We start from the raw sequence: 23,659 nt of genomic DNA, 5'->3' as shown, positions 1-23,659 counted from the left end.
GCGGCCTCCGGACCGGGCCTCATTTGCAGCCGGGGGAGAAACTAGCGTAATCTAGATCCTCGGTGCTTACGCCAACACTTGGGTTATGCCCAGAGAACCTTTCGTTCGGAACTGTTTCTTTGAAACCGTTCCTTGATTCGGGACTGTTCAGGGATAACTCATGGACTCCGCATAGGGGTCCACGGCGTTGAGGCACAGCGTGAACCAGGCCCGTTTCGGTTCGGGGTTCCGCACGCAAATTTAGTAATAAACGTCGAGAGAAGTGAGTGCCCAAGTGGTGTACGCGATTGTCCGCGCAGGCGGCCGCCAAGAAAAGGTTTCCGTTGGAGACTACGTAACCCTGAACCGCGTCGCCGGTGAAGCCGGCAGCACCCTTGAGCTGCCCGCACTGCTCCTGGTTGACGGCGACAAGGTCACCTCCGCCGCTGCAGACCTTGCCAAGGTCAAGGTCACGGCCGAGATCCTCGAAGACCTCCGTGGTCCGAAGATCGTCATCCAGAAGTTCAAGAACAAGACCGGCTACAAGAAGCGCCAGGGTCACCGTCAGGAACTGACCAAGATCCGCATCACCGGCATCAAGTAACCGCTGGTTGCTGTTCAGGCTTTCAACAGATTCCCAAGAATTTAAAGGCAGGCATATCCCATGGCACACAAAAAAGGCGCGAGCTCCACTCGCAACGGTCGTGACTCCAACGCCCAGTACCTCGGCGTGAAGCGCTTCGGCGGCCAAGTTGTTTCCGCAGGCGAGATCATCGTCCGCCAGCGTGGCACCCACTTCCACCCGGGCGCCGGCGTCGGCCGTGGTGGCGACGACACCCTGTTCGCACTGCAGGCCGGTGCGGTTGAGTTCGGTACTCGCCGCGGCCGTCGTGTCGTGAACATCGTTGCTGCTGCAGCTGCAGAGTAATACAACGTTCTGAACGGGTGGAGCGGGCCGGTTGGCCCGCTCCACCTGTCTTTTTAACCGCACTAGAATCTACTGGGGCGGGGCGGAGAGCCAGCTTCGCCAACGCAATCAAGCAGCAGGATCCATTTTGAGGAGAAACACGTGGCCACCTTCGTAGACCGGGTAGTACTTCATGTATCCGGCGGAACAGGCGGCCACGGCTGTGTTTCTGTCAAGCGTGAGAAGTTCAAGCCCTTGGGCGGTCCCGACGGCGGCAATGGCGGCAACGGCGGTGACGTCATCCTGCGGGTCGATGCCCAGACCACGACGCTCCTTGACTACCACCATGCCCCTCACCGCCACGCCACCAACGGCGGTCCCGGCATGGGTGACTGGCGAGGCGGCAAGAACGGCGAAACACTGGTCCTTCCTGTTCCCGAAGGAACGGTTGTCAAAACCAAGGACGGAGTGGTCCTCGCCGACCTCGTAGGCCAAGGCGCGGAGTACATCGCCGCGGCGGGCGGCCAAGGTGGCCTTGGCAATGCCGCCCTGTCCTCCCAGAAACGCAGGGCTCCCGGCTTTGCCCTCCTCGGTATCGAAGGCGATTCGAGCGACATCGTCCTTGAGCTCAAGTCCATTGCCGATATCGCCCTCGTGGGATTCCCGTCCGCCGGCAAGTCCAGCTTGATCGCGGCGATGTCGGCAGCCCGGCCCAAGATCGCCGACTACCCGTTCACCACCTTGATTCCCAACCTGGGCGTAGTGCAGGCCGGAGATGTCCGGTTCACCATTGCCGACGTCCCCGGCCTCATCGAGGGTGCCAGCGAGGGCAAGGGCCTCGGCCACAACTTCCTCCGCCATGTGGAGCGTTGCGCCGCCCTGGTGCACGTCCTCGATTGCGGAACGCTGGAATCGGACCGGGATCCCCTTTCCGACCTTGCGATCATCGAGCAGGAACTCGACCGGTACGCGGTGGACATGAGCTACGCCGGCGTGGACGGCGAGGTAGTGCCCTTGAATGAGCGCCCCAAGCTCGTTGTGTTGAACAAGGTTGACCTCCCCGATGGTCGGGACATGGCCGAGTTCGTCCGTCCCGAATTGGAGGAACGCGGCTACCGCGTCTTCGAAGTATCGGCGACGAGCCACGAAGGCCTGCGCCCGTTGAGCTTCGCGATGGCCGAGATCGTCATGGCAGCCCGCGATGCTGTTACCGCTGCGCCTCCGAAGGTGGCGGCCCCTGTGCTCCGCCCGCGCGCCGTCAATGAGACCGGCTTCCGCATCCGCCGGGAGGAAAAGAACCTCGAACCGCTCTTCCGGGTGTTGGGTGAAAAGCCGGTCCGCTGGGTCAAGCAGACCGACTTCACCAACGAAGAAGCCATTGGATACCTCGCCGACCGCTTGGCCAAACTCGGTATTGAAACCGAGTTGTTCAAGATGGGCGCCGTTCCGGGTGACACCGTGGTGATCGGCGAAGACGACGGAGTCGTGTTCGATTGGGAGCCCACCATGATGGCCGGCGCCGAACTCCTCGGCACGCCGCGAGGCACGGACATCCGCGTCGCCGATCTCGGCGACCGTCCCACGCGCGCCCAAAAGCGCGAAGAACAAATCGAACGGCGTGAAGCCAAAGCCGCGGCGCGCGCCGAGCTCGAAGCCGAGCGCAAGGCGGGAATCTGGACCGAGTCCGCCAACCGCCGTCGTGCATCCCAGCCCCTGAAGGAAAGCGGCTTGGACAACGACCATGACCACTAGTACTTCCGAAGCGGCTGAACGCGGCGAGGTGAGCGACGCCGTCGAACGTAGGGCCTTGGCCCACGCCAAGCGGATCGTGGTCAAGGTCGGTTCGTCGTCGCTGACCAGTATCAAGGGCGGGATCTCCGAGAAGTCCGTGACCGCGCTCGTCCATGCTTTGGCGGAGAAGCGGAACTCGGGCACGGAGATCATTTTGGTTTCGTCCGGCGCCATTGCCGCCGGGCTGGCTCCCCTCGGCCTCGCGAAGCGGCCCAAGGATCTCGCCACCCAACAGGCGGCGGCGAGCGTGGGCCAGGGATTGCTCATGGCGCGCTACTCGCAGGCTTTCGCCGCGCACGGGGTCACCGTCAGCCAGGTCCTGCTGACTGCTGATGATTTGATGCGACGGACCCAGCACAGCAACGCTTACCGGGCGCTTGACCGCTTGCTGAATCTCGGCGTCGTACCGGTCGTGAACGAAAATGACACCGTCGCCACGCACGAAATCCGCTTTGGAGACAACGACCGCCTGGCTGCCTTGGTAGCGCACCTTGTCCGCGCGGACGCCCTGGTGCTGCTGTCCGACGTCGACGCCCTCTACGACGGACCGCCGTCGGCCGGCGCGAAGCGTATTCCGCTGGTGACCGGCCCCAAGGACCTTGCTGGAGTCACCATCGGCAAGGCGGGCAAAGCGGGGGTCGGAACGGGTGGCATGACCACCAAAGTGGAGGCTGCCTCGATTGCCGCCAGTTCCGGAATCCATGGATTGGTAACGTCCACCGCCAACGCCGCCGCCGCCCTGGCGGGCGAGGACGTGGGCACATGGTTCGCCATCAACGGCAGCCGCAAGCCGGTCCGGCTCCTGTGGCTGGCGCACCTGGCGTCGGTACGGGGCAGTTTGGTGCTCGACGACGGAGCCGTCCGGGCAGTGCGGGACCGCCACACCTCGTTGCTTCCCGCGGGGATCTCCTCCGTCCACGGAGACTTCGAGCCCGGCGACCCCGTGGAAATGCTGTCCACTGCCGGTACCGTGATTGCCCGGGGATTGGTGAACTACTCTTCCGAGGAGCTTCCCCGCATGCTTGGCCGTTCCACGAAGGAACTCGCCAAGGACCTGGGCCGTGGATATGACCGCGTGGTTGTCCATGTTGACGACCTCGTGCTGGTCCAGCCGCCGCGCTCCACTAAACTTGGAGAATGACTGAGGCACTCACCCCCGATTCTCCCGTGATCACCGACTCCTTGACGACCGGCCAGGCCGCTCAGGCGCCGGAAGCTCCGGAGCCCGGGCAGGTGCCGTCCACGCCTGAACAGGTGGAAGCGGCAGTGCACTCGATCGCGGACCGCGCACGCCACGCGGCGCGGAGCATGGGCCAGGCAAACCGCGCCTGGAAGGACCGTGCCTTGCACGCCATCGGTTCCGCCCTGAAGGAAAACCAAGCCTTGATCCTTGCGGCCAACGCCAAGGATGTTGAATCGGGACGCAGCAACGGGACTTCGGCTGCCTTGCTGGACCGCCTGACCCTGACCACGGCACGCATCGAGGGCCTGGTGGCGGCCTTGGAAAACCTCGCCGGCTTGCCCGATCCCGTGGGCAACGTGGTCCGTGGGCAGACGCTCCCGAACGGACTTCGGTTGCGCCAGGTCAACGTCCCCATGGGCGTGGTGGCCGCTATCTACGAAGCACGCCCGAACGTCACTGTTGACATCGCCGGACTTGCGCTGAAGAGCGGCAACGCCGTGATCCTGCGCGGCGGTTCCGCTGCCGCCCACACCAACGAAGCTTTGGTCGCCATCTTGCGCGATGCCTTGGAATCCGTGGGGCTGCCGGCCGATGCCGTCCAGACCGTGGACCAGTTCGGCCGTGAGGGTGCGAACGTCCTGATGCGCGCCCGTGGCCGGGTGGACGTCCTGATTCCCCGCGGTGGACGTGACCTGATCCAGACTGTGGTGAACAACTCGTCCGTGCCTGTCATTGAGACCGGCGAGGGCAACGTCCATATCTTTATCGACGAGTCCGCCGGCGAAGACATGGCAGTGGACATCCTGCTCAACGCCAAGACCCAGCGCCCCAGTGTCTGCAATACGGTAGAGACGCTTCTGGTGCATTCGAAATCCACCGTGTTGCCCGCGGTCGCGGCCGCCCTGCGGTCGGCGGGGGTCACGCTCCATGCCGATGAGCGGGTCCAGGCAGCGCTCACCGGTACCGTCGAAACGGTGCCGGCGGACGACGTCGATTGGGCCACCGAATACATGGACCTCGACCTCGCCGTCGCAATGGTGGACAGCCTGGATGAGGCCGTCGCCCACATCCGCAAATGGACTACGGGCCACACGGAAGCCATCCTGACGAACAACCTTGCCAACGCCGAGAAGTTCATTGCCGAGATCGACTCCGCGGCCGTTATCGTGAACGCTTCCACGCGCTTTACCGACGGCGGCGAACTTGGCTTGGGTGCAGAGGTGGGCATCTCCACCCAGAAGCTGCACGCACGCGGTCCCATGGGCCTCACCGAACTGACCACCACGAAGTGGATCGTCCAGGGTGAAGGCCAGATCCGCGGCTAGCAACGCTGTAACATAGAACAGAAGTCTTGGACGGTGGGGATCCGCCGTCGACATCCTTTGAACCGCTAGGGGAGAAAATGCAGTTTCAGCAGATCGCCATATCAGTCCTCGCCCAAGGAGGAGGCGAAAGCGAGGCGCCTGCACCGTTGTTGGCTCCTCCGTTCGTCATCGGAGGCACGATGTTCTGCATCCTGCTGATCCTGATGTTCATCGCTGTTTCCTACACGAACCTCGGCAACCGCCACGATGCTGTGGAGGAGCACTCGGATCCGCACCGCCAGCACCCGGCCAAGCACCCAGGGCTGGGTCACTGACATTTCCGCTGCAAAACCCTTCGAACAGTCGGGGCGCCGGATCCGTTTGGGAGTGATGGGCGGGACCTTCGATCCCATCCATCACGGCCACTTGGTTGCCGCCAGCGAGGTGGCAGCCAAGTTCCAATTGGACGAGGTGGTCTTCGTGCCCACCGGGCAGCCCTGGCAGAAGTCGAGCAGGCTGGTCAGCGAACCTGAACACAGGTATCTCATGACGGTCATTGCCACGGCTTCGAACCCCAACTTCACGGTGAGCCGGGTGGACATCGACCGCCCCGGGCCGACGTTCACCATCGACACGCTGCGGGACCTCCGGACTCTGCGGCAGGATGCCGATCTGTTCTTCATTACCGGCGCCGACGCCTTGGCCCAGATCCTGTCGTGGAAAGACGTGGACGAGCTCTGGTCGCTGGCACACTTCGTCGGTGTCACCCGGCCAGGCCACGTCCTTGACGACATGGGCAGGGGAGACGATGTCAGCCTCCTGGAAGTGCCCGCCATGGCGATTTCCTCCACGGATTGCCGTGCACGTGTGGGTGCCGGCAATCCGGTCTGGTATCTCGTGCCCGACGGCGTGGTGCAGTACATCGCCAAGTACAAGCTGTACTCGGGCAAACCCGGCCTGGGTTCGTCCGTGCATGCCATGACCGGATCAGACCACCAAGCCCGTACCGAGTGAGTTGTGAATGAGCCAGGAACAGCCTCCTATCCGTAGCCGGCGTGAGCTTCGACGAGCCCGGGATGCGCGTCTGGAACAGCCGGGCGCCAGCCCGGAGACCGTAGATCCGGACACCGCAGACCTGGAGATCACTGACGCAGCGACCCCGGAATCGACCCCCCGGGCTGCGCACCCGGGCGGCGGATCAGCCTCGGCGAACCGGGTCCGGCGTGTAGCCGATGCCCCCTTGGACGCGCAGCCCGCGGCGGAACGTTCCTCCCAGGCGCGTGCCCGCGATCGTGCCGCGCTGCGGGCCATCAAGGAGCTGGCCGACAAGGAGCAGCAGCTTTCCCGCGGTGGTCCGCCCACCCGCCGGCAAATGCGGCTTCGTGAGCTTCAAGAGGAAGTTGCTCCGGGCACCGCGATGATTCCGGTTGTGGGTTCACCCGCGCCGGGACAAAGGACCCCGGGCGGACCTGGCGCAGGTGGTCCCGTGACCAGCGGACCGCCGTCGCAAGGTCCTGTTTCGAACACCCCGGGCAACGCGAACCCGAAGCCCAGGACCGGCGGTGGCCCCGTCACCACCTCGCCTGACGGAACGGTCCGCGTGACTGCCGGTCCACCGCCCGGCGCGCCCGACATGACCGTGGAGCAGGCGCTCATGGCGCGAGAGCTCCTGGCCGCCCAGGCTAGCAACCAGGCAAACAAGCTTGAGCACATCGCCGCGATGGAATCCGCTGTCCAGGTGGATACCGCTGGCCGGCAGTCCGGGGCTGATACGCAAGTAGCCGGCGCTGACGCTGATGCGGCCGATCCACAGGCGTTGGCGGAGCAGATCGCCCAGGCCGAACGCGAGGCGATCCTCAACAAGAGGGCCATGGCCAAGCAGAAGCTGGCCGAGCAGAACAGTCGTCCTGCGGCACCGGCCAAGACCGATCCTTCCGCGGCAAGCAACCTCGCCATGGTCACGCCCTTGGAATTCGTCAAGGTTCCGGGCATGGACCGTCCGGTCATGAAGCCGCCCAGCACGAGCTTCGTACCCCTGGTGACGTCGCCCGGTCCCAAGCTGAAGCCCGGCCAGTCAGCGGGCAAGCCACGCACGCTGCGCGGCAGGGCAGGAGTCCTCGCCCGGGCGGAAGCCGCAGCGAAGGCGGCGGTCCGGCGTCCGGCGTCGGACATTGAAGCGGAGCGGGGGACCGGAGCCGAAGTCTCCGAGCACCCGCCCCTTTCGGCGAGTTCGGCACACGGACTGGAGCCATTGGACGCGGCGACCGCAGGACTTGGCCGGGCGCAGCGTGCCCGCCTCATCGTCCTGGGGCTCGTGGGCGTCGGAGTTTTGGCCTTGATCGTGGGCATCATCATGATCAGCAGCGGACTATCACGCTGACCATAGGCTTTCGGCCATCAATCAGGCTTCGATCGTCATCGAAGCCGCTTACAAGGAGTCCCGTGACTGCACATGAAACATCCGTCCTCTTGGCCCGCCACGCCGCCCGCGCGGCGGCGGACAAACTGGCCGAGGACATCGTCGCCCTGGACGTCAGTGAACGGCTGGCGCTGACCGATGTGTTCCTCATCGCGTCCGCCCCGACGGAGCGGCAAGTCAACGCGATCGTCGATGGCATCGAGGAGGAATTGCTCAAGCAGGACCTCCGTCCGGTGCGCCGTGAAGGCCGGGCTGAAGGCCGTTGGGTTTTGCTCGACTATGCGGACATCGTGGTGCACGTCCAGCACAGTGAAGACCGCGTCTTCTACGCACTGGAGCGCCTGTGGAAAGACTGCCCCGTGGTTGACCTGGGGCTCGGTGACGACGCGTCGGCGAAGGCCCGGGCCGCCGAGGAATCGTAGCCGGAAAGCCATCGCCGAACGGAATATGCCCGATTTGGAATTTTCGGAAACGCTGGTCTAAGATATTGGAGTTGCTTCGGAGGAAAGAGAAGCTGAACGGGGCTGTCAAAGCCGTTGTTTCAGCGGGCGAGGCAGCAAGAATATGGGGCTGTGGCGCAGCTGGTAGCGCACCTGCATGGCATGCAGGGGGTCAGGGGTTCGAGTCCCCTCAGCTCCACCATAGAGGCCTTACTCGAATCACGGATTAAATTCGTGCCTTCGAGTAAGGCCTCAACTTTTTGGAAATTGAAAGAGCCACCCGGTCGGGTGGCTCTTTCAATTTCTCTAGTATTTGACGCATCATGGACACCCTATTGCGGCGCACGATACGTACTGGAAATCACGGCGCAAGAATCGGCCGCGTCTCTGTTTGCCGCTTCAGAAACGCGACACCGGATCCCCCATTGACCGGGGGGCCAAAGGCCCTGGTGCTGATGGACGCTGAGTTTACTGTCGTCCTGATATAGCCCATCCGGTTTCCGGACGCGTTTTCTCTGGAACGTTCCTCCTCACGCCGGTAGCGTGGCGTTCACAGCCGGTGTGAAGGGAGACCCGTGAACGAAAACAGGAAGAACGTTTCGCAGGGGGCCGTGGAGCTTCTGTTGGTACGCCACGGTGAAAGCCTTGGCAATGTCGCGGCGACGACCGCGAGCATGGCAGCTGCCGAAGTAGTCCCGGTGGAGGCGCGGGATGCGGACATCGATCTCTCGGCGCTGGGCCGGGAACAGTCGGTGGCCCTGGGCAGGGCCTTGGGCGCGATGTTGGAGGGCAGGGCTCCGGACACCATTTGGTGCTCTCCGTATGCGAGGGCGCACCGGACAGCGGCACTCGCTTCCCGAACCGCTGGGTGGGAGCTGCCACTCCACATCGATGAGCGTTTGCGGGACCGGGAACTGGGGATTCTGGACACGCTCACGGCCCTCGGTGTGGAATCCAAGTTCCCCGAGGAAGCCCGGCGTCGGCGTTGGCTGGGCAAGTTCTACTACCGGCCGCCGGGCGGGGAATCCTGGGCCGACGTCGTCCTGCGCCTTCGCTCCTTCCTGCTGGACCTTGAACGGTCCACGCCGGGCGGAAGTATCCTGCTGGTCACCCATGATGCCGTGATCCTGCTGCTTCGCTACATCCTGGAAGGGCTCAGCGAAGCACAAGTGCTGGGCATCGCCGGAACGTCGAGCATTTTCAACGCCTCCGTGACCCGCTATGTACGTGCGCCGGGCGAGGAGCCGTGGACCCTCGAGACGTTCAACTCGACGGGCCACTTGGCGTCGCAGGGCGTAACCGTGACGGAGCATGGAGGTAACACCGATGTCCACCCCCGCTGAGAAGCGGAGCCCGACGCCGATCACGCCGAACATGCTGCGCAAGTGGCGGCTTCCAGGCCCCGGAAACAAATACGAGCGCGGGTCGGTGCTGGTCCTTGGTGGAGCGAGGAGGACGCCGGGAGCGGCCATGTTGGCGGGTATTTCGGCTCTTCGGGTCGGCGCAGGACGGCTCACCTTGGCGGTTTCGGAAGCCGTTGCCGTGCAGTTGGCCGTCGCGGTCCCGGAGGCCGGGGTGGTTGGGCTGCCGGAAGTCGGCAACGGCTCGGTGCGGTGGCCGGGAACCGACGCCCTCTCCGAAGAACTGGACGCGGCCGACGTCGTTCTCATCGGTCCCGGGTTGGACAGCCCGAATGAAACCCGCGCCTTGCTGAAGCGGTTCCTCGCAGAGTACCAGCCCGGGGGGAGCACATGCCTGGTGCTCGACGCCTACGCCCTGGGAGTCCTTCCGGACCTCGGCGAGGACCTCCAACCATGGGGTGGCCGGGTGATCCTCACGCCGAACTCCACGGAAGCCTCGTACCTCCTGGGGCGGGAAACGGGCGATCCGGTGATGGACGCCGTCGAGATCGCTCGAAAATACGGGGCGGTGGTCGCGAGCCGCGGAGTCGTGGCGGAAGGCGATGGTGCGGCCGCGGAATCGGAAGGTCCGTGGGAATTGACCACAGGGTATGGCGGGCTTGGCACCTCGGGTAGCGGGGATGTCCTCGCTGGGGCGGTTGCCGGGTTGCGGGCCAGGGGAACAACCGAGGCGCAGGCGGCCTGCTGGGGTTCGCACCTCCACGCGAGCGCGGGCGACAGGCTCGCCAGCCGGAAGGGCAGCGTTGGCTACCTTGCGCGGGAGCTCGCGGACGAATTGCCGCCGCTCATGATGGAGTTGGGCACGTGAGTCCCGGCAGTCCGGCTACCTGAAATCGCGGGAAGCCGACTTGACCGTCAGGACCAAAGGCTCCAACTTGTCGGCCACCAGGTTGGTGACTCCTTCCTGTGTGCGTTCCAGGAACCCGCGGACTACCAACGCCGAAGATTCCCTGGCCACGCGACGATGCCGCTTCCACAAGCCGATGCTGCAGATGACATTGAGGATTCCGCTTTCATCTTCCAGATTGACGAAGGTTATCCCTTGGGCGGTCTGCGGCCGTTGGCGATGAGTGACGACGCCGGCCACCTCCACCCGGGTGCCCGACTTCACCTGGGCGAGCCTGTCCACCCGCAGGACGCCCCTTGAATCCAGGCCGCCACGGACGTGCCGCATGGGGTGGTCATCCGTGCTGATCCCGGTTGCCCACATATCGTAGGCAACGTTTTCCTGCGGCGAGAGTTCAGGCAACAAGGGCGGTTGGACGGGGACATGCGTTCCCGGCAGTTGCCCTTCCCGCTCCAGGGCCGCGTCGCCGGCCTGCCATAGCGCCTCGCGCCGGTTCATGCCGAGCGAATCGAGCGCCCCGGCCGAAGCGAGTGCCTCCAATTGCTCCGCGCTGAGGTCCGCGCGTCTCGACAGATCGCCCATGTCCCGGAAGGGGCCGTTTTGATCCCTTTCCGCGACGATGCGTTTCGCGACCTCCGCGCCTATGGACGTCACGCCGTCGAGCCCTAACCGCACCGCATGTGAACCGTCGCGGCGGTGCAAGTGGTCTTCGCGGGGTTGGTCCTGCAGGAAGGGACCGATGGGGGGCTGGTGGAACTCGAGGCACGAATCCATGCCGCCCTGATCCCTTTCCTTCGGATCATCGATCTTTTCCAAGGTTGCCTCGGCACGGGAACGGAGGACGTCGGGACGCAACACCTGGACTCCGTGGCGCCGGGCATCAGCCACCAACGACTGGGGTGAGTAGAAGCCCATGGGTTGTGCGCGAAGCAGGGCGGCGAGGAACGCTCCGGGATAGTGGAGCTTCAACCATGAGCTTGCATAGACAAGGACCGCGAAGCTCAAGGAGTGGGATTCCGCAAAGCCGAAGTTCGCGAAGGCCTGGATCTTGGCGTAGATGGCATCGGCGTCGTCCTTGCTGATCCCATTGGCGGCCATTCCCGCATAGAGCTTGGCTTCCAATGATTCGATCTTTTCCCGTCCGCGTTTGGAGCCCATGGCACGGCGGAGCAGGTCCGCGTCCTCCGCGGTACAGCCACCGACGGCGACAGCCATTTGCATGAGCTGCTCCTGGAACAGGGGCACGCCCATGGTCCTTTTCAGCACGGGCTCCAGCAGGGGATGAAGATACGTGATTTTCTCCGTGCCTGCGCGGCGGCGGATGTAGGGATGCACGGCGCCGCCCTGGACCGGACCGGGACGGATCAGCGCGATTTCAACCACAAGATCGTAGTACTCCCGCGGTTTCAACCGGGGCAGGGTGCTGATCTGGGCCCGTGATTCCACTTGGAACACCCCGATGGAGTCGGCACGGCAAAGCATGTCGTAGACGGCCTGCTCTTCCCGCGGAATGCTCTCGATGGTCCAGCGCTCGCCGAAATTGTTGTCAATCAAATCAAAGGAGTATTGCAGTGCGGCAAGCATGCCCAGGCCAAGGAGGTCGAACTTGACCAGCCCCATCCATTCGCAGTCGTCCTTGTCCCATTGCAGGACGGTGCGGTTGTCCATCCGGGCCCGTTCGATCGGTACCACTTCGCCGACGGGCCTTTCGGTGAGGACCATCCCCCCGGAATGGATGCCCAAGTGCCGGGGCGCACCCATGATCTGTTCGGCGAGCTTCAGGACCGGCTCGGGGATGTTGTGTGTCTTTCCGTCGCTGAGGTCGCCCCAGTGATCGAGCCGCTTGGACCAGGCATCCTGTTGGCCCTGGCTGTAGCCGAGCGCCTTGGCGACGTCGCGGACAGCGTTCTTTGGCCTGTAGCTGATGACGTTCGCCACTTGGGCCGCGTTGAACCGTCCATATTTGCCGTAGACGTACTGGATCACTTCTTCGCGTCGGTCCGAGTCGAAATCGACGTCGATGTCCGGCTCTTCCTCGCGGAGGCTGGAAAGGAAGCGCTCGAAGGGGAGGTTGTAGAAAATACTGTCGACGGCGGTGATCCCCAGTGCGTAGCAGACGGCGGAGTTGGCCGCTGAACCACGGCCTTGGCAGAGGATGCCCCGGGAACGGGCGAACCGCACAATATCGTGCACAATCAGGAAGTAGCCGGGGAAGTCCTTGGCTTCGATCACAGCGAGCTCCTGCTCGATCCTGCGGTGGACCCGTTCGTCGGCGTCGGGGTACTTATCTTTGATCCCTTCAGAGACGAGGCTCCGGAGCCATGTGATGAGACTGTGTCCCGGAGGAACGTCGAGCTTCGGCAGTTTTGGCCTGGCGGCCCGCAATTGGAAAGCGATTTCGTCGGCGATCTCGACAGTCCGCTCGACTGCGCCCGGGTAACGGGCGAACCGGGCCGCCATCTCTGAACCGCTCCGCAAGTGGGCTCCGCTGTTCGCGGGCAGCCATCCGTCCAGTTCGTCAAGGCTGCGGCGGGCCCTGACGGCGGCCATGGCCGTGGCCAAGGGGTAGCCGGCAGGGGCGGCATAGTGCACCGCGTTGCTTGCGATGACAGGGATGCCTGCCTGGTCCGCAACGCGGGCGAGGGCATCGTTGTGGCTGCTGTCGAGGGGATTGCCGTGGTCGAAGAGCTCCACCACCACGTTCCCCCGCCCGAACCTTTCAATAAGCGCGTCGACCTCGCGGGCGGCGGCTTGCTCGCCCTCCCGCAAGAGTGCCCTCCTGACTGCGCCTTTGCGGCATCCGGTCAGCACCAGGCAATGGCCGCGCAAGGACTCCGCTACGGCGTCGAGGTTGTAGATGGGCCGCCCCTTTTCGGAGTCGGCCGCCAGATGCGCGGCAGTCATTGCCGCCGCCAGCCTGTGGTACCCCTCTTCCTTGCGGGCAAGCACAAGCAAGTGCTCGCCTTCGGGGTCTGCTTCGCCATGTTGCGGCTTGCTGAGCCCGAGCGACAGTTCTGCGCCAAACACTGTCTTCAGGCTGTAGGCCTCGGCCGCTTCCGCCATGCGGACGATTCCGTAGAAACCGTCGTGGTCGGTCAACGCCAGCGCGTGGAGGCCAAGCCGAACGGCCTCTTCCACCAATTGCTCGGGGGAGGAGGAACCGTCCAGGAAGCTGTAGTTCGAATGCGCGTGCAGCTCGGCATAAGGCACGACGGCGGCACTCGCCTTGGCGGCTGCCTGTGCGGGATCGAGGGGCGGACGCTGGTAGGGCCCGCGTTTCCTCGACCAGGCCGGGCTGTCCCCGCCGTCCCCTTTGCCTTTGCCGGCGTTCGGCTTTCGCCGGCCGGAAAGCGTGCTTTCGAATTCAGGCCAGGTCATTGGCGGGTTGTTCCAGCCCATCTCCTGCCTTTCTGCCTGCGCCTGTTCCTACTTCAAGTGTTCTTACTTCAAGCCCGGCGCCTGTTCTTGCATCCCAGTGTTCTTGCATCTCAGTCGTACCTGGCCTCGGCCCACCAATCTTGTCCGTCCAAAAGCAGGAGCCAGGCTTCTCCGTCGCCGTCCACCAATTGGAAGCGGTCCGCTTCGAGCTTGTGGACGGCGTCCCACCATCTTTGGTGAAGCGGCCAGGGACCTGCCCACCTGGTCACCGACCGCCGTCGTGCGGGGTCTCCGGTGGGACAGAACCACTTTGGCGGCGCTTTCAAGCCGCCGCGGTGATCCGTGCGGACTTTTTCCCTGTTCGCATCCAGCAGCAGGACCGGAATGAGTGAAGCGAACACCGTGGCGGGTTGCGGATCAGGAAGCTTTCCCGGCCAAGGCCTGGCCGCCAAACCGGTGCTTCCGGCGGGCAGGGCGTCGCCCCAGGGAACCAGTCGGCGCCTCTCGGACAGCAGCCGTCCTCCGGAGATCGCAGGGACAACAACGGCTTCATGGCCCAGCATGCTTTGGATCCGGCTGAGTCCATGATGGATCTGTTCCTCGGCGCCGTCGCCGAAAAGTGCCCGTCCGTGATGGGCGATGGAGTCCACCCGGCCGGGGAGGAACTCCACCCGGGTGACCGGCGAGGACAACCCGTTTCCCACCCCGCTTCCCGGGGGAGCGGATGATGGAGACTGGAGTTGCCACCGCACCCGGTCCACGACGTCCAGGGCTGTGAAGTGGCGGGGGTGGCCCCAGGTCCTTTCTGAGCGGCTGCCTGCTTCATCAGTGATGAGGACTTTCAGTTCCGTGCAGACCAAACCCTCCGTCTGCAATCCCGCCACGAAGGCATCCGCCGTGGCTCGAAGCTGGAACGCGAGTTGGTCAACCCGGTCCAGGCCCGGTTCGAAATCCACTGCGTGGTCCAGTTTTCGGGGAGGCGTCCGGGGAACCACGCCGCGGGGATCTTGCCCGTTGGCCAAAGCATGGGCATTGATGCCCGTTGCTCCGAAACGGGCAAGGACATCTGTGGCGGGAAGAGCCGCGAAGCTCCCCAGGGTGCGGATACCGAGGCGCTTGAGCAAGGAAGCAAGTTTCGCTTGCCCCAGGACATCCACGGGAAAGGGCATGAGGAAGTCCTTGGAGGAACCCGGAGGCAGTACCAGGACGGCAGAAAGCTCAGTGGTGCTCCGGGCTGCCTGTTCTGCGGCGAACACGGAATCGGCAATGCCTACCCGGGCCTCCACCCCGAGGCTGTCGGCGGATTCAAGCACGGCACCCGCAGCGGCTTGTTCCCCGCCGTAGTACCGTGCGGCGCCCCGGGCCCGGATAGCGCACAGGCCGGGACGAAGAACCTCCACGCCAGGCGTCCGTTCTTCAAGGGACGTGATGATGGGTTCGAATTCACGGGCGTCGCGCACCGGATCGACTGGACATGCCACCAGGTCCGGGCAACGGGTCTGCGCTTCCCGCAGCCGCAGCCCCCTGACCACTCCCTCAGCCCGTGCTTCCGCGGAGCAGGCGGCAATGACCCCTTGCCCAATGACTGCCGCCGGTACATCCGAAGGCAAGTCATCTGCCAATCGGGCGGCGACAAGGGGCCAATCAGGAAACCAAGCGACCAGTGCGCGCACCGGCGAGTCGACCCGGACCAGCATCAGGCTCCCATCCTGTGCCTGGACAATTCCACCGTGCCGTTGCCCGCAAGGTCTATGGAAGCCCTGCGGGTATTTCCGCGAAGGGCGATTTCGAGCTCAAGCTCTTGCTTGGCGAAATGCCCATGGCCTTCCCCAAGCCCCGCCCATTCATAACCGTTCACTTGCAGCACGGCTTCGCTTTGCGGCCACGGCCCAAGGACGAGGAGGGTGGAACTCCTCTCCCGAAGCCTCGCCCCCAGGCGGGCGGCTTCAGCCGGAGCAACCTTGCCGGGGGCGCAGGCCAGGACCACTGAAAGGACATCCGCCATGGCGGCAATCACCGGAGACCAACAGGCACCGGGGTCCGGCACCAGCACCAAACGGTCAAGCGCGATGCCGAAGCCTGCCGCGGCTTCAACCCCGAAATCCGGAAGCCCTGCCACGCCACACCAGGAGCCATCGAGCGAAGGCCCGGCCAGCAACGCCATGGCCAAGGACATGGATCCCTGGATGGAATAGGCCGCACCCGGACGCAGGCCTCCCGGCAGCAGCCTCCTGAGGGAAGGGAGCACGGGCAAGGACCGTTCACTGCCGCGCTTGCCCTGCATGAGGTGGATTTTTGCCTGCAGGTCATCCCGCAGCGAAGCTGTCGAAGCGGAAGTCAGGCTGTGAGGCATACCCAATTTTCGAACATATATTCGAATTAAGTCAATTGAAGGGCGTGTCGCCCAACCCTCGAGTTTGTGGACAGATCAGGCCCCTTATTCGGCTTTTTAAGGGGTGTCAGGTGTACACAAACTCCTAGCGGGAGGGGCGGGAGAGGCGGGAGGGGCGGGAGAGGCTGGAGATCGAGACGGCCAGGACCGAGGCGAGGAGCAATGCCGACGCCGGGGCAACGACGGCCCACGGAGCACGCTCCACGTAATTGATCCCCTCGGCCAGGATGAGCCCCCACTCGGGTGAGGGCTGGTGCGGGCCAAGGCCCAGGAAACCCAAGGCCGCCAAGGCCAACGCAATCCCCGGCACCCGGAGCATCGAATGCCGGAACACCGGGCCCAGGACCACCGGAAGGATATACCGCCACAAGACGCGGATCCTCCCGACTCCCAGGACAGGAAGGATCCTCACATACGGTTGCGCCCGCGCCTCCTGGACCAAGGAAGCCGTGTGGGCCGCCAAAGGCGCCCAACTGACGACCGCGACGGCGAGCGCGGCACCTTCCGGCGAGGGCCCGGTAATCACGGCCACGAGCAGTCCCGCCAAGATCGGCGGAGCAGCGTTGGCAACTTCGAGGGGGCCGGTGGCGGCCAGCGGGAAGAGCCCGACGACGACGCCGATCACCAGGCACACCAGCACCACGAGCATGGCCGTGCCGAGCGTCGACACGGCACCGTGCCCCACCCTCGCCAGGAGGTCCCTGCCGCTGGCATCCGCTCCGAACGGCAGGTCCCAGTCCGGAGCGGCGAGCCTCCCGTTGCCTGTAGCGAACGGGTCCCGGAACAAGCCCGCGACGACGACAAGCACCAACGCACCGCCAGCGAGGAACGGAACGGCGACGTCCCGCCGTCGTGATCCTCCCGACTCCTCTGGAACGGGAACTGTTCCCGAACGCACCGCGGATCCCATCAGGAGGTGACGCGCCGCGGCGCTGAGCAAGCCCGCTCCCAAGGCCAGCACCAGGAGCGCGAGGACCCCCGCTTGAAGGGCCGGAATGTCCTGGGCGCTCGCAGCCCCCAGGACAGCACGCCCCAACCCTGGAATGGCGAAGACCTTCTCCACCGCGACTGCTCCGCCGGTAAGGCCGATGAGCACAAGGCCGATCTGGCTCATCACCGACGGCGAAGCCCGGCGCAACACGGCTGCTGTCAACCGGGCCCGGCCAGCCCCGGCCATAGCCCACGTCGCCACCCATTTTTCCGCGAACGCCAGGCTGATCGCTTCGGAAAGCAGGCGACCCATCAAACCGCCTGCCGGTACACCCAAGGCGAGCGCAGGCAACACTGCATTCTGTATTCCGTGCCAGCCATAAGGCGGAAACCATCTCAGCCACACCGCACCGACAACCAGGAGCATCGCCGCCAGCAGGAATTCCGGAAGCGCCGTCATGGCGGTGGCCGCGAAGCCGGAACCACGCCCGGGGTTGCCCGCCAGTCCCCGCGCCACCGACGGAACGCACACTGCCGTGGCAACAACCGTGGCAACCACCACGGCGCAGGCCATCAAGGTCAAGGAAACCGCCAAAGCGTCCATCGTGCCCGGGCCAACAGGTGTGTTGGTGATCCAAGACCTGCCCAGGTCGCCGCGCAGCACGTTCACCGCCCATGAAAGGAACAAATGCAACGGACCTTGGTCGAGCCCCAGCTCCGCCCGGATCATCCCCAGCGCTTCATCGTTCGCTTCCCTGTCGGCGTACCGCGCTCGCAGGATGGTGTATTCCGGGCTATGCCCCGAAAGCCATGGCAAGAGCCCGATCAGCAAGACGATCGCGCACAGGGCCGCCGCTCGGGAAACGGTGGATTTGACGATTGCCGCCCGCCACATCAGTCCGCGAGTCCGGTCTGTCCCGTGATCAAGGCCCGTTCGCGGGGGTCGCGTTCCACGTTGCGGATCCGGGCTGATTCGCCTTGGATGACGCGTTCGTGCAGGAGCGGCACGGCGGCGTCCTTCGAGAGGATCAGTGCTTCCGCAGCGGCAATCGCTGAGCGTCGGCCGGGTCCTGCCGGGACGGCCGCCGCTTTGGCCAATGCGGCATCTACCTCGGCATCGCAGAACTGGGAGATGTTGAACGAGCCTTTGCAGGAGAAATCGCTGAACATGTAGGCCACCGGATCGCCGGAGTCGAGCACGGTTGCCCTGGACAGGATGAAGGCGTCGAACTTGCCGGCGAGGGCGTCGGATTCGATGTGCTGGTATTCACGGACTTCCTGTTCCACCACGAAGCCTGCTGCTTCGAGTTGCTGCTCGAGCTGCACGGCGACCTCGGGCAGTTCGGCACGGTCCGTGAACGTTCCGAGCTTGATGCGCTGGCCGTTGGGTTTCGTTGCTTCGGGCCGGGCCTTCAACGCTTCCCGGTAGGAATCGGTGCCCCGTTCTGCCGCGGCCCATGGGAGCGCGGGGCCAAGCAGGCCTTGGGCGACGTCGGCACGACCCTCATAGACCCGTTCAACGATGCTCGGACGGTCGACCGAGGCGCGGGCCGCCGCCCTGGTGGCCGGGTCCTCGAAAGGGCCGGTCTTGGTGTTCAGGTACAGGGTATTGGTACGGGGCATGGGAACCTCGTGGACCAGTTCGGGCTTGATCCGGGAAACTTGCCCGACGGGAATCGCCTCCACGACGTCCGCGGTTCCCGTCCGCAGCGCGGCGGCGCGCGCCGTGCCGTCCGGCACGTATTGGACGTCGACGCCGCTGCTTGCCGCTTTCCCGCCCCAATAGTTGTCGAAGCGGTCAAGGGTGGCGGAACTTGTGCCGTTGGCTGCCGTGAGGACGTAGGGTCCGGTGCCGGCCCGGAGGGGGCTGATGACGCCTCCGTCCTTGTAGGCGGATGCGGCAAGGATGGAAAGCTGGGGACTTGAGAGCCTTTGGGGAACCAAGGGATCGTCTGCCTGGGTTGTGACGACGACGGCGTCCCCGCCTTCCACCCGGACGCTCAGTTGGACGCCGTCGAGGATCCGCGGTTTGGGGCTCGCTTTCGCCGCAACCGTCAACGACGCCGCAACCTGCTCGGCTGTCAGGGGAGTTCCGTCGTGGAACGTGACGCCGTGGCGGATTTCGAAGCGCCAGTTCTTGCCGTCGAGTTGTTGCCACGAAGTAGCCAGGGATGGTTGGGCGTCGCCGAGGGCGTCCAGGACAACGAGGGTTTCGGCGGTTTTCCAGCGGGAGAGCTTGAATGCATCGTCACTGAGGGGAGTGAGGCCGGACCGTGGCGGTTGCATCATGGCCGCTTTGATCCGGGAATCGGAATTGCCGGCCGACGAGGCGTTTCCGGGGGCGAAGCAGCCGCTGAGCCCGGCCGCCATTGCTGAGGTGATGAGTATCGTGGCGAGTGGGCGCGGACGTAGGTGTGGACGTGGACGTAGACGGGAACGTGCCATGGATTGGTGCCTTTCTTTCGTGGTGCGTTGTTTTGATGCTTGGTTTTAAGCGGTTTGGAGCTTTTGGGTTGCCCTCGCCCGGGCCCGGGCCGGTGGGAAGCGCGGGATGATTGCCGCTGAGGCGAGGGCCAGTGCCGCGGATATGAGCCAGGGCGAGGCCGTGGCCAGTGTCGGGGTGCTTGCCTGCTCGTAGAGCGGAGCGAGGAAGACATTGCCGAGGAGGACCATCGCACCGCCGCAGCTTGAGAGCAGGCCGTAGAAGGCTCCCGTGGCTCGGCCCGAAGCGAAGGTGGGCACCAGGCTCATGGCGACGGGGGCCACGCACATGTGTCCGAGGGCAAGCCCGGTCACCAGGATCAGTGCCGGAAGGGCCGGGAACGCAGCTGGAGGGGGGACGGCTGCCATGGCGGCGAATCCCAGCGCTTCAAGGGAAAACCCGAGCGCGAGCGCCAATCGCGGACCCGTCCGTTTCATGGCACTGGCGATGGGCCATTGAAGCGCGATGGTCAAGACCGAGGCGTAGGCAAACAGTGCCGGCAGGGTGCCCTGCCCGGCGTCGCTTCGCTCCAGCTCAATCGGCAGTCCGAAGTACAACTGGTTGTAGGCGAACAGGTTGACCCCGTAGAAAGCGGCGAACGCGAGGAACCTCCGCTCTTTGAGGCAAGCCAGGATTCCCGACGGCGGTACTGGACCCGTGTGCCGCCGGTTCCCTTCGGGGGCGCGTGGCGAGGGCCCGGGAAGGAAGGCCCGGAAGACCACGGCCATCACGGCGAAGGTCACTGCTCCCGCGAGCAGTGCGGTGTCGAAACCGGTGTGGAAGAGGATGGAGCCGAGCAGCGGACCAGCCACGGCCCCGATCTCGCCCCATACGACCAAGAGGGCGAACAGCGTGGATTTGCCCGGCTGGAGGGTGCGGCGCCGTTCATCCGCCGCGCCCACCAGGCTTTCGAGGGCGGGGGAAAAGAGGGCGCCGCCGATGCCGGTCATCACGGCTCCCCATAAGAACAAAGGGAAATCGGAGGCCAACAGCAACAACAGGTAGCCGCCGCTCCTGGCCACGCAGCCGGCAATCATCACGGGCCGTGTTCCCCACCTGTCCGCGGCCGCGCCGCCCAGGAGGAAGAGGCCTTGTTGCGCAAAGGTCCGTGCTCCCAGGACGACGCCGACAGCCATGGCGCCCAGGCCGAAGTCGCCGCGCATCGTGGCCGCAAGGAATGGAACAACTGAATAGAACCCGAGATTGAAGATCAATTGGCTGGCGAGCAGCAGCCGGGCCGACGGATTCGTTCGTTGCTTGGACTCGTCCGGTACCTTAAATGCTCCCTCATTCATTCGGTACCCCCGGTTCGTTCGGCTTCTTCGAACGCCGGCAGTCGGGGAATGGCGGCTACGAGCTCGCGGGTTTCCGGACTGCGCGGTGCCGCATACACCGCTTCCATGGGTCCTTCTTCCACGATGCGCCCGTGCGACAGGACGATGGTCCGCGAACAGAGCCGCGCCACGGCCGTCAGGTCATGAGAGACGAAAACGAGTCCAAGGCCGTCCCGGCTGACTAGTTGCTCCATGACGTCCAACACGGCGTTCCTGAGCGGGAGGTCGAGTCCGCTCACCGGTTCGTCCGCGAGGAGGATCTCCGGCGAGGGGACGAGGGCCCGGGCGATCGCGACGCGTTGGTTTTGGCCGCCGGAAAGTTCGTGGGGCCGGCGCACCAGGAGCCGCTTGTCCAGCTCGACCCGCTCCAACGCGTCCAGGATCAGGCGGCGGTGGTCGCCGTCGATCCGCAGTTGCTCCAGCGGTTCACGGAGGAGGCGTTCCACGCTCATGCCTGGAGCGAGGCTCGCTGCGGGATTCTGCGGGATGTACTGGACTGCGCGTCGATACCACCGCAGGGACGACGCCGGGCCGGGCGCTACCGGCCTTCCGTTGAAGGTAACGGCTCCTGCGTCCGGCTTCTGCAAGGCGAGCAAAATGCGCAGGAGGCTTGATTTTCCGGCGCCGGAGCCGCCGACCAGTCCGATGCTGTCCCCCGAGGCAACCGTGAGGCCAACCCCAGACAACGCAGTCCTGACCAATCGTTTCCTGAGGAAGGCCGGGGCGGAATAAGCGACGTCCAGATTGTGGGCGCTCAGTATGGATGTCATGCCCGAATGTCCTGATGGAGCTTGTCCTGGCGGAGGTACTGCTTCTGCAGGGGCGGCAGTCCTTGCCGGGCCGCCTCCACGAGCCGCTTCGTGTAAACGTGGCGAGGGTGCCTCAACAAGGACTCCATGGACCCTTCATCCACGATCCGTCCGGACTCCATGACAAGGACGCGCGTACACAGGGCGGCGGCAACGGCGAGGTCATGCGTGATGAACAGCATTGCGCTGGAAGATCCTGCGCTGGAAGATCCTGCGCTGGAGGATCCTGCGCTGGAGGATCCTGCGCTGGAGGATCCGGTGAAGCCGGACAGCGCATCAAGGACGGCGGATTGGCTCACGACGTCGAGCGCCGTGGTGGGTTCGTCCGCCACCAGGACCCGGCTGCGGCAAGCGAGGGCCAAGGCGATGCAGACCCTCTGCAACTGGCCGCCGGACAGTTCGCCGCTGAAGCTGGAGAGGATTCGTCCGGTGTCCTGCAACCCCACCGAGAGCAGGAGCCTGGCGGCTTCGCTGCGCGCATCGCGGGGCGTCAATCCTGCGCTCCGCAGCGGGATGCCAAGTTGTTTTCCCAGTCGGACCAAGGGGTTCAGTGCCTGAAGTGGATCCTGGTGGATTGCCGCGACCCCGGTGCCGGCGATCCGGCGCTCGCCGAGGTCCCTCTCCTTGCCCTCGATCTCCAACCGGCCCGTCGCGTGCATGCCGGCGGGAAGGTGGCCTGCCAGTGCGGCGGCGGTCAAGGATTTTCCCGATCCGGAGGCGCCAAGGAGGGCCAGGCTTTCGCCGGGCGCGATGGTGAAACTGACTTTGTCCACCAAGGCGCGTCCGCGAAGGGAGACGCTCAGCTCGTGAACCAGGAGGGCGTGGTGCATGGGGGAACTTTCGACGGGGAGCGAGGAATTCCTACATGCTATCAATAATCATTCTCATTAATGCGAATCCTGGCAGGATTCTCCCATCCTCAAGTGATATGAAGGCGGGTGGGATCCAAAGCAGAGTGTGCAGGAGGTTTGGCAGGAAATGTTCCGGAGTTGGTGGATTGTGGCAGCGTTGGTGCTGTTTTTCGGAGCCGCGGCGGTGCTGGATTTCGGGGCAGGATTCCGGGCCAAGAGCCTGGCCGTGCGGATGGAGGCGGTTGCCGCTTTCGTCCTCGCGGCGGCCATGGTGATTGTCGGCCTGGGCTGGGCTCCCTTTGCCGCGGTTCCACTCGGAATAGTGATTGGACTTGTCTTCGTGTCTTTCGCAGTGCGGATATTCCTGCCGGGAACCGGACCGGAAAAGGCGCAACCGGGCGCCCTTGGGCGAGGCTCAGCGTTCTACGGCGCGGTGACTGCGGCACTCTCTGCGTGGGTGTTGGAGTCGGCAGCGCGCAGCGCAGCTTCGGTAACCGAACATCCGGCACACCAGCTCGGGGTCATCGTTGCGGACGCCATCGCAGCGCTGCTCATGCTTTTCGCGGCGATCGGATGGCTCCTGGCTACGTTCGCCATGCCGGCTGAGAGCAAGTCCCACGCTGTGCCGCGCATCAAAGGCTTGCGGGAGGCTTTCCTGGCGGCCGGGTTGGCGGTAGCGCTGTACGCAGTGTCCTAGTTTGACCCTGCGCCAGCATCGTAGTCCTGTTGTTCGTCCTTGCACCCCGGATTTCCGCCCAAGTTTGCAGATTTAGAATGGAGCCATGATCGACATTTCGATCGAGAAGCTTGCCCTTCTCCTGATCATCGCTGTCTTTGTCCTCGGACCAACGAAATTGCCCGAGTATGCGCGGAAACTCGCACGGCTGATCCGCGAACTCCGGCGCATGGCGTCCGGAGCCCAGGAGAAGATCGGGCAGGAACTCGGACCGGAGTTCGAGGAAATCGACTGGCGCAAAATGGATCCGCGGCAATACGACCCCCGGCGGATCATCCGGGAAGCCCTCCTGGAGGACGAGCCCGTTCCGAGCGCGGCTGCGGCTGTCCCGGTGACGCCGCCGTCGGCGCCCCCTGCCCGCCCGGTGGTGCGCTTGGCGGAAGGGCAAAAGGCGCCGTTCGACGACGAGTCGACCTGATTGCGTGATCGGGGTAACCCGGCCCAGCGAGGCTTTCC

21 protein-coding genes and 1 tRNA gene are annotated in these 23,659 nt (G+C 64.7%); 14 read left to right on the top strand and 8 right to left on the bottom strand.

Annotated elements, in window-relative coordinates:
• Nucleotides 1-274: 274 nt before the first annotated feature.
• From rplU to ABCW42_RS12600, 12 genes are all read left to right on the top strand, one after another.
• A complete protein-coding gene (rplU, locus tag ABCW42_RS12655; protein ID WP_423184882.1) occupies nt 275-583 on the top strand; it encodes a 50S ribosomal protein L21 in 309 nt (102 codons plus the stop codon).
• 60 nt (nt 584-643) lie between these two features.
• Nucleotides 644-907 carry a 50S ribosomal protein L27 gene (gene rpmA / locus ABCW42_RS12650; protein WP_003803426.1) on the top strand — a complete coding sequence of 88 codons (264 nt, stop codon included), beginning with the start codon at nt 644-646 and terminating at the stop codon, nt 905-907.
• A gap of 141 nt (nt 908-1,048) precedes the next feature.
• Nucleotides 1,049-2,638, top strand: coding sequence for a GTPase ObgE (gene obgE, locus ABCW42_RS12645; RefSeq protein WP_423181581.1), 1,590 nt, complete (start codon nt 1,049-1,051; stop codon nt 2,636-2,638).
• Nucleotides 2,628-3,818: a glutamate 5-kinase gene (gene proB, locus ABCW42_RS12640; RefSeq protein ID WP_423181580.1), complete on the top strand. Its 1,191-nt coding sequence runs from the start codon at nt 2,628-2,630 to the stop codon at nt 3,816-3,818. The genes obgE and proB overlap by 11 nt, the downstream gene beginning before the upstream one ends.
• A complete protein-coding gene (locus ABCW42_RS12635; protein ID WP_423181579.1) occupies nt 3,815-5,185 on the top strand; it encodes a glutamate-5-semialdehyde dehydrogenase in 1,371 nt (456 codons plus the stop codon). Before proB ends, ABCW42_RS12635 begins: the two co-directional genes overlap by 4 nt.
• Before the next feature lie 77 nt (nt 5,186-5,262).
• Nucleotides 5,263-5,499, top strand: a complete 237-nt coding sequence (locus ABCW42_RS12630; protein WP_423181578.1) for a hypothetical protein — start codon at nt 5,263-5,265, stop codon at nt 5,497-5,499.
• A 55-nt stretch (nt 5,500-5,554) separates the two neighbouring features.
• Nucleotides 5,555-6,178, top strand: coding sequence for a nicotinate-nucleotide adenylyltransferase (nadD, locus tag ABCW42_RS12625; RefSeq protein WP_235835445.1), 624 nt, complete (start codon nt 5,555-5,557; stop codon nt 6,176-6,178).
• Between the two features lie 7 nt (nt 6,179-6,185).
• Complete coding sequence (locus tag ABCW42_RS12620) at nt 6,186-7,544, top strand: hypothetical protein (protein WP_423181577.1); 1,359 nt, start codon at nt 6,186-6,188, stop codon at nt 7,542-7,544.
• A gap of 62 nt (nt 7,545-7,606) precedes the next feature.
• Entirely contained in the window at nt 7,607-8,005 is a 399-nt protein-coding gene (rsfS, locus tag ABCW42_RS12615; protein ID WP_133203089.1) for a ribosome silencing factor, read from the top strand.
• 144 nt (nt 8,006-8,149) lie between these two features.
• Nucleotides 8,150-8,225: transfer RNA gene (locus ABCW42_RS12610), tRNA-Ala, on the top strand.
• Between the two features lie 373 nt (nt 8,226-8,598).
• Complete coding sequence (locus tag ABCW42_RS12605) at nt 8,599-9,366, top strand: histidine phosphatase family protein (RefSeq protein WP_423181576.1); 768 nt, start codon at nt 8,599-8,601, stop codon at nt 9,364-9,366.
• On the top strand, nt 9,350-10,252 hold the full coding sequence (locus tag ABCW42_RS12600) for an NAD(P)H-hydrate dehydratase (protein WP_423181575.1): 903 nt from the start codon (nt 9,350-9,352) through the stop codon (nt 10,250-10,252). The genes ABCW42_RS12605 and ABCW42_RS12600 overlap by 17 nt, the downstream gene beginning before the upstream one ends.
• A 15-nt stretch (nt 10,253-10,267) precedes the next feature.
• On the opposite strand, the gene ABCW42_RS12595 is transcribed toward ABCW42_RS12600, so the two are convergent.
• From ABCW42_RS12595 to ABCW42_RS12560, 8 genes are all read right to left on the bottom strand, one after another.
• Nucleotides 10,268-13,690, bottom strand: a complete 3,423-nt coding sequence (locus tag ABCW42_RS12595; RefSeq protein WP_423181574.1) for an error-prone DNA polymerase — start codon at nt 13,688-13,690, stop codon at nt 10,268-10,270.
• A gap of 89 nt (nt 13,691-13,779) precedes the next feature.
• Complete coding sequence (locus tag ABCW42_RS12590) at nt 13,780-15,279, bottom strand: DNA polymerase Y family protein (RefSeq protein WP_423181573.1); 1,500 nt, start codon at nt 15,277-15,279, stop codon at nt 13,780-13,782.
• 86 nt (nt 15,280-15,365) lie between these two features.
• Nucleotides 15,366-16,022: a hypothetical protein gene (locus tag ABCW42_RS12585; RefSeq protein WP_423181572.1), complete on the bottom strand. Its 657-nt coding sequence runs from the start codon at nt 16,020-16,022 to the stop codon at nt 15,366-15,368.
• Between the two features lie 124 nt (nt 16,023-16,146).
• Nucleotides 16,147-17,886, bottom strand: a complete 1,740-nt coding sequence (locus ABCW42_RS12580; protein WP_423181571.1) for an ABC transporter permease subunit — start codon at nt 17,884-17,886, stop codon at nt 16,147-16,149.
• Entirely contained in the window at nt 17,886-19,436 is a 1,551-nt protein-coding gene (locus tag ABCW42_RS12575) for an ABC transporter substrate-binding protein (protein ID WP_423181570.1), read from the bottom strand. Before ABCW42_RS12575 ends, ABCW42_RS12580 begins: the two co-directional genes overlap by 1 nt.
• Nucleotides 19,437-19,481: 45 nt before the next feature.
• Nucleotides 19,482-20,768 (bottom strand): MFS transporter, encoded by a 1,287-nt coding sequence (locus tag ABCW42_RS12570; RefSeq protein WP_423181569.1) that lies wholly within the window; start codon nt 20,766-20,768, stop codon nt 19,482-19,484.
• Entirely contained in the window at nt 20,765-21,577 is an 813-nt protein-coding gene (locus tag ABCW42_RS12565; RefSeq protein ID WP_423181568.1) for an ABC transporter ATP-binding protein, read from the bottom strand. The genes ABCW42_RS12570 and ABCW42_RS12565 overlap by 4 nt, the downstream gene beginning before the upstream one ends.
• Complete coding sequence (locus tag ABCW42_RS12560) at nt 21,574-22,446, bottom strand: ATP-binding cassette domain-containing protein (protein ID WP_423181567.1); 873 nt, start codon at nt 22,444-22,446, stop codon at nt 21,574-21,576. Before ABCW42_RS12560 ends, ABCW42_RS12565 begins: the two co-directional genes overlap by 4 nt.
• 148 nt (nt 22,447-22,594) lie before the next feature.
• Between ABCW42_RS12560 and ABCW42_RS12555 the strand changes: the two genes are divergently transcribed.
• Together ABCW42_RS12555 and ABCW42_RS12550 are read left to right on the top strand one after the other, a co-directional pair.
• Nucleotides 22,595-23,164: a hypothetical protein gene (locus ABCW42_RS12555; protein WP_423181566.1), complete on the top strand. Its 570-nt coding sequence runs from the start codon at nt 22,595-22,597 to the stop codon at nt 23,162-23,164.
• Nucleotides 23,165-23,249: 85 nt separating this feature from the next.
• Complete coding sequence (locus tag ABCW42_RS12550; protein ID WP_423181565.1) at nt 23,250-23,621, top strand: twin-arginine translocase TatA/TatE family subunit; 372 nt, start codon at nt 23,250-23,252, stop codon at nt 23,619-23,621.
• Nucleotides 23,622-23,659 lie beyond the last annotated feature (38 nt).

Source organism: Arthrobacter sp. NyZ413 (assembly GCF_049390645.1).
GTDB lineage: Bacteria > Actinomycetota > Actinomycetes > Actinomycetales > Micrococcaceae > Arthrobacter.
The sequence above is the reverse complement of the archived record's forward strand: the minus strand, read 5'-3'. Positions and strand labels throughout refer to the sequence as shown.